16 protein-coding genes are annotated in these 16,221 nt (G+C 70.9%); 4 read left to right on the plus strand and 12 right to left on the minus strand.

The window, feature by feature from the left end:
• Positions 1–276: 276 nt before the first annotated feature.
• Positions 277–1,071, plus strand: a complete 795-nt coding sequence (locus ACIBCU_RS15625; protein ID WP_399231818.1) for an SGNH/GDSL hydrolase family protein — start codon at positions 277–279, stop codon at positions 1,069–1,071.
• A 97-nt stretch (positions 1,072–1,168) separates the two neighbouring features.
• On the opposite strand, the gene ACIBCU_RS15630 is transcribed toward ACIBCU_RS15625, so the two are convergent.
• Together ACIBCU_RS15630 and ACIBCU_RS15635 are read right to left on the minus strand one after the other, a co-directional pair.
• On the minus strand, positions 1,169–1,588 hold the full coding sequence (locus ACIBCU_RS15630; RefSeq protein ID WP_399231820.1) for a nuclear transport factor 2 family protein: 420 nt from the start codon (positions 1,586–1,588) through the stop codon (positions 1,169–1,171).
• Positions 1,589–1,639: 51 nt separating this feature from the next.
• On the minus strand, positions 1,640–2,476 hold the full coding sequence (locus tag ACIBCU_RS15635) for a class I SAM-dependent methyltransferase (protein WP_399231822.1): 837 nt from the start codon (positions 2,474–2,476) through the stop codon (positions 1,640–1,642).
• Positions 2,477–2,566: 90 nt separating this feature from the next.
• On the opposite strand from ACIBCU_RS15635, the gene ACIBCU_RS15640 reads away from it, so the two are divergent.
• Together ACIBCU_RS15640 and ACIBCU_RS15645 are read left to right on the plus strand one after the other, a co-directional pair.
• Positions 2,567–4,408: a S9 family peptidase gene (locus tag ACIBCU_RS15640; RefSeq protein ID WP_399231825.1), complete on the plus strand. Its 1,842-nt coding sequence runs from the start codon at positions 2,567–2,569 to the stop codon at positions 4,406–4,408.
• A gap of 62 nt (positions 4,409–4,470) precedes the next feature.
• Positions 4,471–5,253 (plus strand): SURF1 family protein, encoded by a 783-nt coding sequence (locus ACIBCU_RS15645; RefSeq protein ID WP_399231827.1) that lies wholly within the window; start codon positions 4,471–4,473, stop codon positions 5,251–5,253.
• Between the two features lie 104 nt (positions 5,254–5,357).
• Here ACIBCU_RS15645 and ACIBCU_RS15650 read toward each other — a convergent pair whose 3' ends face one another.
• From ACIBCU_RS15650 to ACIBCU_RS15680, 7 genes are all read right to left on the minus strand, one after another.
• Entirely contained in the window at positions 5,358–6,740 is a 1,383-nt protein-coding gene (locus ACIBCU_RS15650; RefSeq protein ID WP_399231828.1) for a hypothetical protein, read from the minus strand.
• Positions 6,737–7,312: a SigE family RNA polymerase sigma factor gene (locus ACIBCU_RS15655; RefSeq protein WP_362927387.1), complete on the minus strand. Its 576-nt coding sequence runs from the start codon at positions 7,310–7,312 to the stop codon at positions 6,737–6,739. The genes ACIBCU_RS15650 and ACIBCU_RS15655 overlap by 4 nt, the downstream gene beginning before the upstream one ends.
• A gap of 359 nt (positions 7,313–7,671) precedes the next feature.
• Positions 7,672–8,736, minus strand: coding sequence for an aspartate-semialdehyde dehydrogenase (locus ACIBCU_RS15660; RefSeq protein ID WP_362927338.1), 1,065 nt, complete (start codon positions 8,734–8,736; stop codon positions 7,672–7,674).
• Complete coding sequence (locus ACIBCU_RS15665) at positions 8,733–10,004, minus strand: aspartate kinase (RefSeq protein ID WP_362927339.1); 1,272 nt, start codon at positions 10,002–10,004, stop codon at positions 8,733–8,735. The genes ACIBCU_RS15660 and ACIBCU_RS15665 overlap by 4 nt, the downstream gene beginning before the upstream one ends.
• 219 nt (positions 10,005–10,223) lie before the next feature.
• The gene (locus tag ACIBCU_RS15670) at positions 10,224–10,883 is read right to left on the minus strand and encodes a DUF5063 domain-containing protein (RefSeq protein ID WP_362927340.1); all 660 of its coding nucleotides are present in this window, start codon (positions 10,881–10,883) and stop codon (positions 10,224–10,226) included.
• Positions 10,884–10,966: 83 nt separating this feature from the next.
• The gene (gene recR, locus ACIBCU_RS15675) at positions 10,967–11,566 is read right to left on the minus strand and encodes a recombination mediator RecR (protein ID WP_099173476.1); all 600 of its coding nucleotides are present in this window, start codon (positions 11,564–11,566) and stop codon (positions 10,967–10,969) included.
• A gap of 60 nt (positions 11,567–11,626) precedes the next feature.
• Positions 11,627–11,962, minus strand: coding sequence for a YbaB/EbfC family nucleoid-associated protein (locus tag ACIBCU_RS15680; RefSeq protein ID WP_356713924.1), 336 nt, complete (start codon positions 11,960–11,962; stop codon positions 11,627–11,629).
• A 361-nt stretch (positions 11,963–12,323) separates the two neighbouring features.
• Here ACIBCU_RS15680 and ACIBCU_RS15685 point away from each other — a divergent pair, with 361 nt between their 5' ends.
• On the plus strand, positions 12,324–13,100 hold the full coding sequence (locus ACIBCU_RS15685; protein WP_362927341.1) for an SLATT domain-containing protein: 777 nt from the start codon (positions 12,324–12,326) through the stop codon (positions 13,098–13,100).
• A gap of 43 nt (positions 13,101–13,143) precedes the next feature.
• On the opposite strand, the gene ACIBCU_RS15690 is transcribed toward ACIBCU_RS15685, so the two are convergent.
• The 3 genes from ACIBCU_RS15690 to ACIBCU_RS15700 all read right to left on the minus strand — a co-directional run bounded on the left by ACIBCU_RS15690 (position 13,144) and on the right by ACIBCU_RS15700 (position 16,090).
• Positions 13,144–13,794, minus strand: coding sequence for a hypothetical protein (locus ACIBCU_RS15690; RefSeq protein WP_362927342.1), 651 nt, complete (start codon positions 13,792–13,794; stop codon positions 13,144–13,146).
• Positions 13,795–13,904: 110 nt separating this feature from the next.
• The gene (locus tag ACIBCU_RS15695; RefSeq protein ID WP_362927344.1) at positions 13,905–14,618 is read right to left on the minus strand and encodes a GntR family transcriptional regulator; all 714 of its coding nucleotides are present in this window, start codon (positions 14,616–14,618) and stop codon (positions 13,905–13,907) included.
• Between the two features lie 98 nt (positions 14,619–14,716).
• The gene (locus ACIBCU_RS15700; RefSeq protein WP_399231834.1) at positions 14,717–16,090 is read right to left on the minus strand and encodes an aspartate aminotransferase family protein; all 1,374 of its coding nucleotides are present in this window, start codon (positions 16,088–16,090) and stop codon (positions 14,717–14,719) included.
• Between the last annotated feature and the right edge of the window lie 131 nt (positions 16,091–16,221).

Here is a 16,221-nt window from a genome sequence, read left to right on the forward strand (position 1 = left end):
GGGCGGCGGCGCGAGGCGGCTGCCGTCCGAGCGGCTGCGCTCCCCCGAAGGTGACTCACACGAGTCGTCCCGGGTGTCGGAGAGATCCACAACTTCACCCATTCGGGGGCCTGTTGAAGGTTTATCTACGCGCGGAGCATCGACGACCGAACGATCCTTCGGGCATATCAGACGACTTTCCCCGCAGCCATTACCGCCGAGTACCGGGAGCTGCTACAAACGTGCACGCCCCACGAACTCCCCACTCGTCCCCCACATTTCGAAGGGCTGGCAGCCATGTCAGTACGAACCTTCCGGGCGTCCCTCACCACCCTCGCGATCGCGGCCGTGGCCGCACTCGGCCTCGCGCAACCGGCATCCGCCGCAGGCGACAACTACGTCGCTCTCGGTGACTCCTACTCCTCCGGCGTCGGCGCCGGGAGCTACACCTCCGAGAGCGGTGACTGCAAACGCAGCACCAACGCGTACCCCTATCTCTGGAAGAACGCGAACGCCCCGTCGTCGTTCACGTTCGTCGCCTGCTCGGGTGCGACGACGGCCTCCGTGTCCAGCGGCCAGCTGGGCGCGCTGAGCTCGTCGACCACGCTGGTCAGCCTCACTGCCGGCGGCAACGACGTCGGGTTCGCGGACGTCATGCAGACCTGCGTGCTGCAGAGCGAGGCCACCTGCGTGGCCCGGGTGAACACCGCGGTCTCCGAGATGGAGAACGTGCTGCCAGGCAGGCTCGACTCCCTCTACGCGGGCATCCGTTCACGGGCGCCGCAGGCCCAAGTGGTGGTCCTGGGCTACCCGCGCTTCTACAAGCTGTCGGGCACCTGCATCGCCGGCCTCACGGAGACAGAGCGCGGGGCCATCAACAACGCGTCGGACGTCCTGAACGGGGTGCTCGCCAAGCGGGCGGCCGACGCGGGGTTCACGTATTCGAGCGTGGTGGACGAATTCACCGGGCACGAACTCTGCTCGGGTGACGCGTGGATCCACAGCGTGTCCATCCCGGTCACCAACTCGTACCACCCCAAGGCCATCGGGCAGTCGAACGGCTACCTTCCGGCCTTCGACTCCGTGGCGTAACGCGTGAAAGAGGGCCCGCCCGGCACACGCCGGGCGGGTCCGCCGCCGGAGGTCGCGCCGCACGGCGGGCGGTCCCCCGCTTCGGCGCGCTCCGGGCTCAGTACCGCTCGACCAGGTGCGCCCGGCTCGCCGGGGGCTCGTAGGGCTCGGGCCAGAAGTCCGTCACCCCGGAGATCCTGCCGTCCGCGTCGAACGTGAAGAAGTGGATGGCATGCGTCTCCTCCGGCCCGACGGTGACGAGCGTCCGGACAGCGGCCTGCCGGCCCTCCCCGTCGGCCACTATCCGCTCGATCCGGACGTGCCAGTCCCCCGGATACTCCTGGTTGAACCGGACGTAGCGCTCCTTGCCGAGGATGCGCTCGCGGCTCTGCGGCAGTTCGTACACCACGTCGTCGGCGAGGGTGTCGGCGAACGCGCCCCAGTCGCGGGCATCCGCCGCGGCCCAGTACGCCTCCACGGCGGCTCGCACCTCGGCCGTGCCCCACGCCGCGCCCGGACTGTCAGCCATATCGGTCATGTTCCCGAGTGTGGACCCCGCCACTGACAATCGGCCGCGGCGCGGCCCCGGTCAGCCGCTGACCGGCCGGGACGCCTTGACCGAGTACATCATCGGGATGCGCGGACGGTCGGCCGGGAAGCGGTAGTAGCCGTCGGCATGCCGCACCAGCGCCGGGTAGCGGGCGAAGAGCGAGGCATCGTGTTCGTGCAGGAACTCGATCCGCAGCCCGGCCGCAGCCAGCGCCGAGACGACCTCGCCGACAGGGTGCTGCCACTCGACGCTGCGGTTGTGGACGGTGGCGGCATCGAAGTCGGCGTACGTGCCCGGCGACTCGTCCACCCAGGGATCGCGGCTGAAGTAGTCGTACGCGATCGTCGAGCCGGTGTCGTCGTCGAGACAGTCGGTCAGCGGATGGAACTCCGCCAGGTAGAGGAATCCGCCGGGCGCGACGAGCGAGGCCACGACCTCCGCCCAACGGTCCACGTCCGGAAGCCAGTTCAGGGCGCCGAGCCCGGTGTAGACGATGTCGTACGCAGAGTCCGGCACGGCCTGCGCGGCGTCGTACACGTCGGACGCGACGAACGTGGCCCGCTCCGGCGTCAGACCCAGCGAACGGGCCAGGTCGCGGGCGGTCTCGACGGCGGGTTCGGAGAAGTCGAGGCCGACGACCTGGGCGGCGCCGTGGCGCGCCCACGAGAGGGTGTCGAGGCCGATGTGGCACTGCAGGTGCAGGAGGGTCCGGCCGGCCACGTCACCGACCTCCGCGAGCTCGAAGCCGCGCAGCGCGTCCTTGCCTGCCCGGAACGCGTCCAGGTCGTAGTAGTCACTGGCCGCGTGGATGGCCACGCGCTCGTCCCAGCGTGCGCGGTTGGCCTCGTGCCAGTCGTCGGGCGTCGGTGCGTACATGCCGTGAAAGTTACCCACAGGCTGGGGGTGCCTGCGAGCGGTTATCCACAGGCCGCCCGGCTTCGTGGTCACATCGGGTTGGATGGGGTCATGAGCGACACACAGAACGACGCGTCCGTACCGGAGCGGGAGCAGGAGCCGCCGCAGTGGGAGCAGCGGTTCCGCGCTGCGCGGGTGTCCCTGCCCGACTGGGCCGAGGACGCCCCCGACCGCGCGCTCTTCGTCTCCAACGCCACCGGCACGTACGAGCTGTACGCGTGGGACCGGGCGACCGGGAAGCAGCGCCAGGTCACGGACCGGCCCAACGGGACGACCGACGGTGTGCTGACGCCGGACGGTCTGGCCGTCTGGTGGTTCGCCGACACCGACGGCGACGAGTTCGGCGTGTGGATGCGGCAGCCCTTCGACGGCGGCGCGGACGAGGAGGCCACGCCCGGCCTCGAACCCTCCTACCCGGCCGGGCTCGCGATCGGCCGCGACGGCACGGCGGTGGTCGGCCGCTCGACCGACGAGGAGGGGACGACCGTTCATCTGGTGCGCGCCGGGACGGAGCCGGTCGAGATCTACCGGCACCGGGAGTCCGCGGGGGTCGGTGACCTCTCCCACGACGGGACGCTGATCGCCCTGGAGCACACGGAGCACGGCGACGCGATGCACTCGGCGCTGCGAGTGGTGCGCCCCGACGGTTCGACGGTCGCGGAGCTGGACGACACCGAGGGCGGCACGAAGGAGCTCGGCCTGTCGGTGCTGGGCTTCGCCCCGGTGGCAGGTGACACCCGGCTGCTGGTCGGGCACCAGCGGCGTGGGCGGTGGGAGCCGATGATCTGGGACCCGGTCGCGGGCACGCAGACGGACCTGCCGGTCGACCTGCCCGGCGACGCGGGCGCCGAGTGGTATCCGGACGGATCCGCGCTGCTGATCGAGCACAGCTTCGAGGCCCGCAGCGAGCTGTGGCGGTTCGAGCCGGGCGCCGCGGGGCCGGTGCGGGTCGAGACACCCTCCGGGACGGTGTCGGGCGCCACGGCCCGCCCGGACGGCACGGTGGAGTATCTCTGGTCCTCGGCCGCGCAGCCGCCCGCGGTGCGGTCCACGACCGGCTCCGTCGTCCTCGACCCGCCGGGCGCGAAAGCTCCGGCATCGGTGCCGGTGCGGGACGCCTGGGTGGAGGGCCCCGGAGGCCGGATCCACGCCCTGGTGCAGACCCCGGCCGGTGACGGTCCGTTCCCCACGGTCTTCGAGATACACGGCGGGCCCACCTGGCACGACAGCGACGCCTTCGCGTCGGGCCCCGCCGCGTGGGTGGACCACGGCTTCGCGGTGGTGCGGGTCAACTACCGCGGGTCGACGGGGTACGGGCGGGCGTGGACGGACGCGCTCAAGCACCGGGTCGGGCTGATCGAGCTGGAGGATGTCGAGGCCGTCCGGGACTGGGCGGTGAAGTCGGGGCTGGCGGACCCGGAGCGGCTGGTGCTGGCCGGTGGGTCGTGGGGCGGCTATCTGACGCTTCTCGGGCTGGGTACGCAGCCGGATGCCTGGGCCCTCGGGCTGGCCGCTGTCCCGGTCGCCGACTACGTCACCGCCTATCACGACGAGATGGAAGCGCTGAAGGCGATGGACCGCACCCTGCTGGGCGGCACCCCGGAGGAGGTGCCGGAGCGCTTCGAGGCCTCGTCCCCGCTGACCTATGTGGACGCCGTGCGCGCCCCGGTCTACATCTCAGCCGGCGTCAACGACCCGCGGTGCCCGATCCGCCAGGTGGAGAACTACGTGGACCGCCTCGCGGCCCGCGGCGCGGTCCACGAGGTGTACCGCTACGACGCGGGGCACGGCTCGCTCGTCGTGGAGGAGTGGATCAAGCAGGTGCGGCTGGAGCTGGACTTCGCCCTCCGCCACCTCGGACAGGGACAGGAGGGAAGGAAGCCGACCGCATAAGGTCCGGATAAATGGTGCACCCCGCTCCGGGGGCCCGGAGCGGGGAACCGTACCTTGGAGGGGTGTACCGGTTCCTGCTGACCCCGCGGTGGTGGGGGATCAACCTCTTCGTCGTGCTGGCCATCCCGTTCTGCGTCTTCATGGGCACATGGCAGCTCGGCCGTTTCGAGGACCGTGTGCAGTCGCACGAGGAGGCCGAGGAACGCCCCGATCCGGGCACCCGTTCCCCGGCGCCGCTCGACGAACTGCTCCCCGTCAGCACGGACACGTCCGGCCGCCCCGCTGTGGCGAAGGGGACGTACGCCGATCAGTTCCTGGTCCCCGGCCGCAGGCTGGACGACCGTAACGGCTTCTACGTGCTGGATCTGCTGCGCACCGACAGCGGCAAAGCGCTCCCCGTGGTGCGGGGCTGGCTGGCGGGCAGCCCCGGCAGCACGCAGGTGCCCGAGGCGCCGACCGGCGAGGTCACGGTGACGGGCGATCTGCAGGCCTCCGAGAACAGCGGCACCACCGGTGTCGACCTCAGCGGCGGGCTCCCCGAGGGCCAGCTCGGCATGATCAGCGCGGCGTCCCTCGTGAACCTCGTGCCGTACGACGTCTACGACGCGTGGGTGACGCTGCCCGGGCCGGAGGCGGGTGACGCGGGTGATGGCGGCATGGAGCCCGTCCCCGCGGCGGCGGCGCAGGGCAGCGGGCTCGATCTGAAGGCCTTCCAGAACCTCGGCTACACCGGCGAGTGGTTCGTCTTCGCCGGCTTCGTGCTCTTCATGTGGTTCCGGCTGATGCGCCGCGAGGCGGAGGCCGCGCGCGACATCCGTCTGGGGCTCGCGGCCGACGCCGACTGACGAGGTCCGGCGGGAACGGCAGGACCGCAGCGGCGGCTTCGGCGACAGCAGCGGGCAGGGGCCCGCCGGAACCCGGGAATTCCTGGCGGGTCCGAACGACGGCCCTAGGACGCGTCCAGTACGCCCGTGCGGTAGATCGTGCCGGCGCACGCGTTGGCGATGGTGGTCTCCGCCGTAGGCGCACCCGCCTCCGGGGTGTGGGTGACCGCGATGCTGCCGTCCGCCGGTCCCTCGTCCGCGCTGCCGAACTGCGCCGCCGCGTCCGTCGTACCGGTGTCGCTCCCCGTCGTGCCCTCGCCGCCGCCTCCGCCGCCGTCCGTGGGCGTCGGGCTGGGCGAACCACCCGTGGTCGGGCAGGTGTCCGACGGCACCCACGCGAAGCGCACCTCGTACGCCATCGCCGGCTTCAGGAGTACGGCCCCCGGCTCGAGCGAGGGATCGGGCAGCCCGGCCGCCGGGTCGCCTGCGGTGTGCTGCACCACGGTGATCTTCAACGGGTCGGCGGCGCCCACCGCCTGGAAGCCGACGGTGCCGTTGGTGGTCACCGAGCAGGAGTCGCCGGAGACGTTCGCGATCCTGAAGGTCCCGTACACCGTGCCGTCCGCGCGGGCCGAGCCCGCGTCGGCGGAAGCCACACCGAGCTGGTCGGGGGAGCAGGCCGCGGCAGCGGCCACATCGGAACCCGGGGGGTCTTCCAGGCCCTCGGCCCCGCTGCTCTCCGCGCCCGGGTCCGATCCCCGCGACGGAACCGCGGAGCTACCGTTCTCGCCCTCGGCGCCCTCGCTCCGGCGGTTCTCGGGGCCCGCCGTTTTCCCGCCGTCGGCCTCGGCGCCCGCGTCCTCGCCGCTGCCTCCCTGCGCCTGCTCGCCGTGGCCGGCGATGGCGGGGCTGGCGGTGGCCGAGCCCTCCGAATTCGCCACGTGGACGAACGCGGGAACCGCTGTACCGATCAGCAGCGCCGCTGCCGCAGCGCCCACCACGCCCTGCCGCCGCCTGGCGCGCCGGGCGGGCACCGCGCGGTGCAGATGGTCGAGGGTGCCGTCGGAGGGCTCCAGGCCCTGGACGGCGCCCCGCAGCATGCGGCGCAGCGCGACCTCGTCCATGCCCTCACCGTCGGCACCTCCGGCCAGGCCGCCGAAGCCGCCACCGACACCGCCGCCCTGGCCGCCCCCGCCGCCGAAGAGTTCGGTCAGCGTGCCGCCATCGCCGGCTCCGGCGTCACGGCTACCCGCGTCACGGTCGTCCGAGCCGCCGTGAACGTCCGAGCCGCCATGACCGTCCGAGCCATGACCGTCCGGGCCATGATCGTCCGCGCCCGCTTCCGCTTCCGGGGCGGCGGTCCCTGAGGCGGCTTCCGCGCCGTCGACCGCGTCCTGCGTCCGTTCACCGTCCTGCTCCGGATCGGCGTTCGGGATGTTTTCCGGCCCGTGGTTCACAATTCCGTTTCCAGTCCGGTCATCGTCGTGCCTGTGCTCGGGCCTGCTCATGCCTGCGCCTCCATCACCACGCGCAGTGCCGCAATGCCCCGGGAACCGTACGCCTTCACCGAACCGAGCGATATCCCGAGCGTCTCGGCGACCTGAGCCTCCGTCATGTCCGAGAAGTAGCGCAGCACCAGCACCTCGCGCTGGCGGCGCTGCAGTCCCTTCATCGCCTTGATCAGCGCGTCCCGCTCCAGCTGGTCGTACGCGCCCTCCTCCGCGCTCGCCATGTCGGGCATCGGCTTGGAGAGGAGCTTCAGCCCGAGGATGCGCCGACGCAGCGCGGAGCGCGACAGGTTGACCACCGTCTGGCGCAGGTACGCCAGCGTCTTCTCCGGATCGCGCACCCGGTTCCGCGCCGAGTGCACCCGGATGAACGCCTCCTGCACGACGTCCTCGCAGGACGCGGTGTCGTCCAGCAGGAGCGCCGCGAGGCCCAGCAGCGAGCGGTAGTGGGCGCGATAGGTCTCGGTGAGATGGTCGACCGTCGTTCCTGCCGCCACCGTCTCCTCAGCGCCCTCGCGCTGCGAAGGCAGCCGGGCGGAGCGCGCGGCGGGCATGGGCGCGATCACCGGCATACCGCCGGCTGCGCGGGGCCTCCGGAGCGGACGCACCGAAGCGCCTCGCAACGGGCCCACCACTGTGATGTCGAGAACCTCTGCCACGCCAGTTGGACACGCTTCCCCCCGTCAGGGTTGTACGCGTACGGCACCGCGTTCGATGCTGTGCGACATGCCCTCATTCGTACCTGCTCTTCCCCAAATGCCCCGAAAACGCATCCAGCCACGCAAGAAGTGACGACAGAGACGCGCAGCGCCCGCCTAGCGGTTGCGGAGGGCGAGGAGATCATCGTCGGATATGACAACGCCCCAGCTCAAGAGGTTCAGACCTGCAAGTTACTCATAGGGCGCACACAGATCCTACAAAACAGGTTCGATCAGGTACGAGAAAATTCACCGGCCACCGATTCGGCGATCTGGGCCACGTTGAGAGCCGCGCCTTTTCGGAGATTATCGCCGCAGATGAACATCTCGACGGCGTGCGGATCGTCCATCGACTGCCGCACCCGGCCCACCCAGGTCGGGTCGGTGCCCACGACATCGGACGGCGTGGGGAAGTCACCGGCCGCCGGGCTGTCGAAGAGCACCACCCCGGGCGCGGTCGCCAGGACCTCGTGCGCCCGGGCCACCGACACCTCGTTCTCGAAGCGGGCGTGCACGGACATGGAGTGCGTCGCGACGACGGGCACGTACACACAGGTCGCCGTGACCTTGAGGTCCGGCAGCCCCAGGACCTTCCGGCACTCCTCGCGCATCGCCAGCTCCTCGGACGACCAGCCGTCCCCGGCGTCGGTCCCGGCCCAGGGCACCACGTTCAGCGCCACCGGGGCGGCGAAGGGGCTCTTCTCACCGTCGCCCAGGGCCCGCCGTACGTCACCGGGGCGGGTGCCCAGCTCCGTACCCGCCACCAGGGCCAGCTGCTCGCGGAGCACGGCGACTCCGTCCCGGCCCTCGCCGCTCACCGCCTGGTAGGACGAGACGATCAGCTCCCGCAGCCCGAATTCGGCGTGCAGCGCGCCGACCGCGACGATCAGCGACAGCGTCGTGCAGTTCGGCGACGCGACGATGCCGCGCGGTCGCATCCGCGCGGCATGGGGGTTGATCTCGGGTACGACGAGGGGAACGTCGTCGTCCAGGCGGAAGGCGGCCGAGTCGTCCACGACCACCGCGCCCTTGGCGGCGGCGACCGGCCCCCACTGCGCGGACACCTCGTCCGGCACCAGGAACAGGGCGACGTCCACGCCGTCGAACACGTCCTCGGCGAGCGCGAGGACCTCGGTCTCCTCACCGCGTACGACCAGCTTGGTGCCGGCCGCACGCGGAGAGGCGATCAGTCTGACCTCGCCCCAGACGTCCTCGTGCTGCGAGAGGATCTGGAGCATGACACCGCCGATCGCACCGGTCGCGCCGACGACCGCGAGCGAAGGACGGCGTCCCGTCATCGGCCGGTGCCCCCGTAGACGACGGCCTCGTCGGAGTCGCTGTCGAGTCCGAAGGCGGTGTGCACGGCGCGCACGGCCTCGTTGACGTCGTCGACACGGGTGACCACCGAGATGCGGATCTCGGACGTCGAGATCAGCTCGATGTTCACACCGACGTCGGACAGCGCCTCGAAGAAGCCCGCGGTGACACCGGGGTTGGTCTTCATACCCGCGCCGACGAGGGAGATCTTGGCGATCTGGTCGTCGTAGCGCAGGGACTCGAAGCCAATGCCGGCGCGGCTGCGCTCCAGGGCGTCGATGGCCTTGCGGCCCTCGGTCTTGGGCAGGGTGAACGTGATGTCCGTGAGACCGGTCGAGGCGGCGGAGACGTTCTGCACCACCATGTCCATGTTGATCTCCGCGTCCGCGATGGCGCGGAAGATCGCTGCGGCCTCGCCCGGCTTGTCGGGAACCCCGACGACCGTGACCTTGGCCTCGGAGACGTCGTGGGCGACTCCGGAGATGATGGCGTGCTCCACCTGCTGGTCCCCTTGCGGCTCGTTGCTGACCCAGGTGCCGCGCAGTCCGGAGAAGGACGAGCGGACGTGGATCGGGATGTTGTAACGGCGGGCGTACTCGACGCAGCGGTGCAGCAGCACCTTGGAGCCGGAGGCCGCCAGCTCCAGCATGTCCTCGAAGGAGATCCAGTCGATCTTCTGGGCCTTCTTCACGACCCGGGGGTCGGCGGTGAAGACACCGTCCACATCGGTGTAGATCTCACAGACCTCGGCGTCCAGCGCGGCGGCCAGCGCGACAGCGGTCGTGTCGGAGCCACCGCGACCGAGGGTCGTGATGTTCTTGCCCTCCTGGCTGACACCCTGGAACCCGGCGACGATGGCGATGTTGCCCTCGTCGATCGAGGTCCGGATGCGGCCGGGCGTGACATCGATGATGCGCGCCTTGTTGTGGACCGAGTCGGTGATGACACCGGCCTGGCTGCCCGTGAACGACTGGGCCTCGTGGCCCAGGTTTTTGATCGCCATCGCCAGGAGGGCCATGGAGATCCGCTCTCCGGCGGTCAGCAGCATGTCGAACTCACGCCCGGCAGGCATCGGGGATACCTGCTCGGCGAGATCGATCAACTCGTCCGTCGTGTCGCCCATCGCGGACACCACGACAACCACCTGGTTGCCGTTCTTCTTGGCGTCCACGACTCGCTTGGCGACACGCTTGATGCCTTCGGCATCGGCTACGGAGGAGCCTCCGTACTTCTGCACGACAAGGCCCACGTGCGCTCCTCGCTCAATAATGGTGCGGTCGGCTCAGTTTAACGAGCAGTCCGGAATCAACCCGTCGGTACCGGATGGTGAGATGTCCCGCCCACCACCCGGAACGGCATGTCGCTCCGAACTGCTCGTACCGGGCTGTTGCCCACTGCCCCGGTCCGCACGCCTCTTTGTGTCCCAGGACACAACAGGCTCAGCCGTCGCACAAGCCACGGAGGACCGTTACAGGACCGGCCGCAGGCCCAGCGGCCCCGCGATCTCCTCGGCCATCACACGCCCCGCCTCCTCGGCCAGGTCCCCGTCGCCCGGGTCCTGGTCGATGTCCAGGCCGTCGAGCTCCTGGAGCGGCTGGTTCAGCCGGATGTGGGCGATCAGCGACTGGAGCGCGCGCAGGGCCGAGGACGCGGTGGAGCCCCAGTTGGAGAAGTACGAGAACTGCCACCACCACATGGCCTCCGCCGTGCGGTCCGCCTCGTAGTGCGCGAGCCCGTGGCCGAGGTCCGTGACCAGGTCGGCCAGGTCGTCGGAGATGCGGTGGGGTACGGGCGCCTTGCGGGGCTCGTACGGGTCGAAGACCTCGGAGTAGACGTCGATGGGCTCCAGGAGCTCCGCGAAGCGCTCACGCAGCCCGTCGGCGTCCGGCTCGGCGCCCAGGTCCGGCTCGTAGCGCTCGTCCGGGAGGATGTCCTCGTACGCGCCGAGTCTCCCGCCGGCCAGCAGGAGCTGGGAGACCTGGAGGAGCAGGACCGGGACGGCCTCCTCGGGCTCCTCGGCCTTGGACACCTCGGTGACCGCGACGATGAAGGTCTTGATCTGGTCCGCGATCTGGACGGCGAAGTCGTCCGGATTTTGCGTGACGGAGTTCAGCGTGGCGTCAGACATCGAGGGGACCTCCCGTGGGCACGGTCGCGAACGGTGGGTAGAACATAGCGCCGCCGCACATAAAGCCGCAGTCAGATGCCGGGTCACACATCGAGCAGCCGCCTCCCCTCGAAGGCACGGCCGAGGGTGACCTCGTCCGCGTACTCCAGGTCGCCGCCCACGGGCAGCCCGCTGGCCAGCCGTGTGACCCGCAGGCCCATCGGCTTGACCATCCGGGCGAGGTACGTCGCGGTGGCCTCGCCCTCCAGGTTGGGGTCGGTCGCCAGGATCAGCTCCGTGATGGAGCCGTCCGCGAGCCGGGCCAGCAGCTCCCTGATGCGCAGATCGTCGGGGCCGACGCCCTCGATCGGGCTGATCGCGCCGCCGAGCACGTGGTAGCGGCCCCGGAACTCACGGGTCCGCTCGATCGCCACGACGTCCTTGGGCTCCTCGACCACGCAGATGACCGAGCGGTCACGGCGCGCGTCGCGGCAGATGCCGCACTGCTCCTGCTGCGCGACGTTGCCGCAGATCTCGCAGAAGCGGACCTTGTCCTTGACCTCGAGGAGGGCATGGGCCAGACGGCGTACGTCGGTGGGCTCGGCCTGCAGGATGTGGAAGGCGATCCGCTGCGCGCTCTTGGGACCGACGCCCGGCAGCCTGCCCAGCTCGTCGATCAGCTCCTGAACCACGCCTTCGTACAACGGAACGCCTCTCCTTTTTCCTGCTCGTACCGTATCCGGTACGGGTGGGTAGCTACAGGGTCAGAACGGGAGACCCGGCATGCCACCCAGGCCCTGGGCCAGCGGGCCCAGCTTCTGCTGCTGGAGCTGCTGGGCGTTCTCGTTCGCCGCCTGGACCGCCGCGACCACGAGGTCGGCGAGCGTCTCGGTGTCCTCCGGGTCCACCGCTCCGGGATCGATCACCAGGGCGCGGAGCTCGCCGGACCCGGTCACGGTGGCCTTCACGAGACCACCGCCCGCCTGTCCGTCGACCTCGGTCCTGGCCAGCTCCTCCTGGGCCTCGGCAAGATCCTGCTGCATCTTCTGGGCCTGCTGGAGCAGCTGCTGCATGTTGGGCTGGCCACCACCGGGAATCACGGTCACTCCTGGCACTTCGACGACGGATTGTTTCGGTATGCCGAGCCTACGTGTTCGCCCGACGCCGCGCCCCACCCGCCGGGGACCAACTCTTTCGGGTGAGTTCTGAAAAGTGCCTGCCGTGCTCCTATACCTGACCAGAGGCCATGCCCAGGCGGGAATCCCGCGATTTCGACCCCGCGGCCCACCATTCGGCGGTAGGAAGAGCATGCGTATCCGTACCCATACGCATAGTGAAGGTAACGCAGAGTTACACGGGTGGGGCCCCGGTCATATGCCGGACACCGACCCCCTCCGTGACCGAGAACCGTGCCGATCCGCGTCGATACGCGCCGAACGCAGAGTGCAGAGGAGTGCCGCGGTGAGTCAGCCGGAGATGCAGCCCGAGGGGCCGCCCCGCAAGGAGTCCGGCGCGGGATCCGGTGCAGGCACCGGAACCGAACGGTCCGGTTCGAGCCCCCGGGACCTGACCGGCCGCGCCTTCCCCCTCGGCGACTGGGGTGAACCCGCCGAGCGGCTCGACGAGCTCTACCGGTGGGTCGAGGCCGGTGCCATGGAGACCGCCGACTGGTATCTGCGTGACCGGGTCCGCAAGCGGCGCACGGCCAGGCTGCTCCGGCTCGGCACGGCGGCCGGGGTGGTCGCGGGCGCGGCCCTCCCGCTGCTCGATCTGACCGGGGAGCTGCACGGGTCGGCCGGCTGGGGCTATCTGTCGCTGCTGCTGGGCGCCGCGTGCATGGCGTGCGACCGGTACTTCGGCCTGACCTCCGGCTGGATAAGGAACCTCGCGACGGCACAGGCCGTGCAGCGGCGCCTGCAGGTGCTCCAGTTCGACTGGTCCTCCGAGTGCGTCCGCGAGGTGCTCGGGCCGACGGAGGGGACCGCCAGCGAGGCCGCAGAGCGGTGCCTGGGAGTGCTGCGGCGCTTCTCCGAGGACGTCACCGAGCTCGTCCGCATGGAGACGGCGGACTGGATGGTGGAGTTCCGGGCCGGGCCCGCGCCCATGGGCATGCAGTCGCTCGTGACGGGCGGGCCCGGCGGCCGCCCCGAGCCGGGGTTCGCACCCGGCCGGCTCACCATGCCTGCGGCGGTCCGGCCGAACATGCCGCGCCAGCGGCCGCCGGAGCCGCCCCGCTGAAGCCGGAGCCGCCCCGCCGAGGAGGCAGGGCGGCCGGCGCCGGTCAGCTGAAGATGATCATCGAGCCCTGCGCGAGGCTGCGGGTGGCCGCCGCGTGCAGACCCAGCCAGACGTGCCGCTCCCGGGCGAACGGGTTCTCGTCGTACGGGACGGGAGCGGCCGGCTCCTCAAGCGAGGTGGGACCGGCGGGCGGAAGGGGGGCGGCCGGCGGGTTGGCCGGGTCGATGCCGATGGACGGGGCCACGAACTCCAGCTCGCGCAGCAGACCGTGGGAGGAGCCCAGCGGGCCGCCACCCTCCAGGAGCTGGTCGTCGGCGAGCGGCCGGGGGAAGTCCACCGGGACATACGCTCCCGCGTGGTCGTAGTGCCAGACCAGGTGGGACTCCTGTGCGCTCTGCTCGAACATCTCCAGCAACTGCTCGTAGTCCCCGCCCAGTTCGTCGACGGGCGTGACGGCGAGGCCGCTCAGCTGGAGCAGGTAGGCGCGGCGCAGGAAGTGCAGGGCGTCGTAGTCGAAGCCCGCGACCGGGGCGACGTCCCCGGTGAGTCCTGGCATGTAGGCGTAGACCGGCACGGGCGGCAGCCCCGCCTCGGTCAACGCCTTGTCGTAGACGGCGATCTCTTCGGCGAACGGATTGTCGGGGCTGTGGCACAGCACATCGACGAGGGGGACCAGCCACAGGTCACAGGCCACGAAGTCTCGCTCTCCAACGGGTTCGTGCGATGGTCGGGACAGCGTAATGCGGCCGCGACCCCGCGCACAGGGTGCGGGCCGGCCGCGGTCCGCGTCGGAGCGGCACGCGCTCAGGTGTGGCCCGGGTGCGGGGGGTCGTCGGCGGCAAGCCGGTCCGCCCAGTCCAGCCCGTGGGTGTAGTAGCCGTCCAGCACCGCGCGTACGGCCGGCCCGTCGGCGGCGGTGATCGCCTCCACCAGCTCCTGGTGGCCGTTCCACAGCCAGTCGCTCACGTCGCCGTCCCCGCGCAGGTAGGGGACCGCGAAGGCCCAGGCCTGCATCCGCAGGCGTTGCAGGAAGTCGTTGATGTAGGCGTTGCCGATGACGGCACCGAGCTCCCGCCAGAACCGCAGGTCGTAGCCGATGAGGATGTCGAGGTCGCCGCTGCGCGCCGCCCGTGCCGCCTCCTCGCCCCGGCGGCGTACGGAGACGAGAGCGGCCCGGTGCGCGCCGATCACGGCGGGCGCCGAACCGGAGCCGTCGAAGATCCGCCGGAACACTCCGTCTATGACCAGCGCGCGCGCCTCCACCATCGCCCGGTAGTCGGCGACGGAGAACTCGCGGACGCGGAAGCCGCGGTGCTGGTCGGATTCGAGGAGTCCCTGCGCGGAGAGATCGAAGAGCGCTTCCCGGACGGGCGTCGCGGACACCCCGTACTGCTCGGCGATCTGCTTGACGGTGAACTCCACCCGCGGCCGCAGACGCCCGGCGAGCACCTCGTCACGCAGTGCGTCGGCGATCTGCTGCCGCAGCGTACTGCGGGTCACACCTCCGCTCGCCCCCATGGCGCCCCCTCCCGTTCTCGGCTTGGGTCACCTTAGACCGACCGCCGGACGGGGGACTGCGCCACGTCCGGGCCGCTCACACCGCGCACGCGCCTGCTCTACAGCGTGTGCTCGTCGGCGACCGAGAGGGCCGCGTCCAGGGCCGCGAGGCCCTCCTTCGCCTCGGCCTCGGTGATGTTGCACGCGGGGACGACGTGGGTGCGGTTCATGTTGATGAAGGGCCAGAGACCGTGCTTCTTGCAGGCCGCGCCGAAGGCCGCCATCGGGGCGTTGGCCTCACCGGTCGCGTTGTACGGGACCAGGGGCTCGCGGGTCTCCCTGTCGCGGACCAGCTCGAGCGCCCAGAAGGCGCCCAGTCCCCGCACCTCGCCGACGGACGGATGGCGTTCGGCGAGCTCGCGCAGACCGGGGCCGAGCACGTGCTCACCGAGGTGTGCCGCGCTCTCGACGACCTTCTCGTCCTCCATCACGCCGATCGTCGCGACGGCCGCGGCGCAGGCCAGCGGGTGGCCGGAGTAGGTGAGCCCGCCGGGGTAGGGCCGGGTCTCGAAGGTGGCGGCGATCTCGGCGCTGATCGCGACGCCGCCGAGCGGCACGTAACCGGAGTTGACGCCCTTCGCGAACGTCATCAGGTCCGGTACGACGCCGTCGTGGTCCGCGGCGAACCACTTCCCGGTGCGCCCGAAACCGGCCATCACCTCGTCCAGCACGAACACGATCCCGTGCCGGTCGCAGATCTCGCGGACGCCCGCGAGATAGCCGGGCGGCGGCGTCATGATGCCCGCCGTGCCGGGGATCGTCTCCAGGACGACGGCCGCGACGGTCGCCGGGCCCTCGAAGGCGAGCGTGTCCTCGAGGTGCTGGAGCGCGCGGGCACACTCCTCGGCCTCGGTCTGCGCGTAGAACGGGGACCGGTAGAGGAACGGCGCCCAGAAACGGACGACCCCCGCCGAACCGGTGTCGGACGCCCAGCGGCGCGGGTCGCCGGTGAGGTTGATCGCCGTGGCGGTGGCGCCGTGGTACGAGCGGAAGGCGGAGAGCACCTTGTGGCGCCCGGTGTGCAGCCGGGCCATGCGGACGGCGTTCTCGACGGCTTCGGCGCCGCCGTTGGTGAAGAAGATCTTGTCCAGGTCGCCGGGGGTGCGCTCGGCGATGAGGCGTGCCGCCTCCGAACGCGCCTCGACAGCGAAGGCGGGGGCGAAGGTGGCGAGCCTGCCCGCCTGTTCCTGGATCGCCGCGACGACGGTGGGGTGCTGGTAGCCGATGTTGGTGAAGACGAGACCGCTGGTGAAGTCCAGGTAGCGGTTGCCGTCGTAGTCCCAGAAGTACGCCCCCTCGGCGCCGGCGACGGCGAGCGGGTCGATCAGGCCCTGGGCGGACCAGGAGTGGAACACGTGCGCGCGGTCGGCGGCCTTCACGGCCGCGCCCGCTGCGGAGTCGATGTACGGGGCGCGAGGGGCATCGGTGCTCATACGGCGAGCGTATGCGGCGGCGCGGGGCGTCCTCCATGGCCACTGTGTATGGCGTGGGCCGCACGGCTCGGCAGGGTGTCGGGTTCACGGCCGCAACCGGCCAGCAATTTGACAGCATGCTGTCGTTATGA

This window comes from Streptomyces sp. NPDC051064 (assembly GCF_044455985.1).
Taxonomy (GTDB): domain Bacteria; phylum Actinomycetota; class Actinomycetes; order Streptomycetales; family Streptomycetaceae; genus Streptomyces.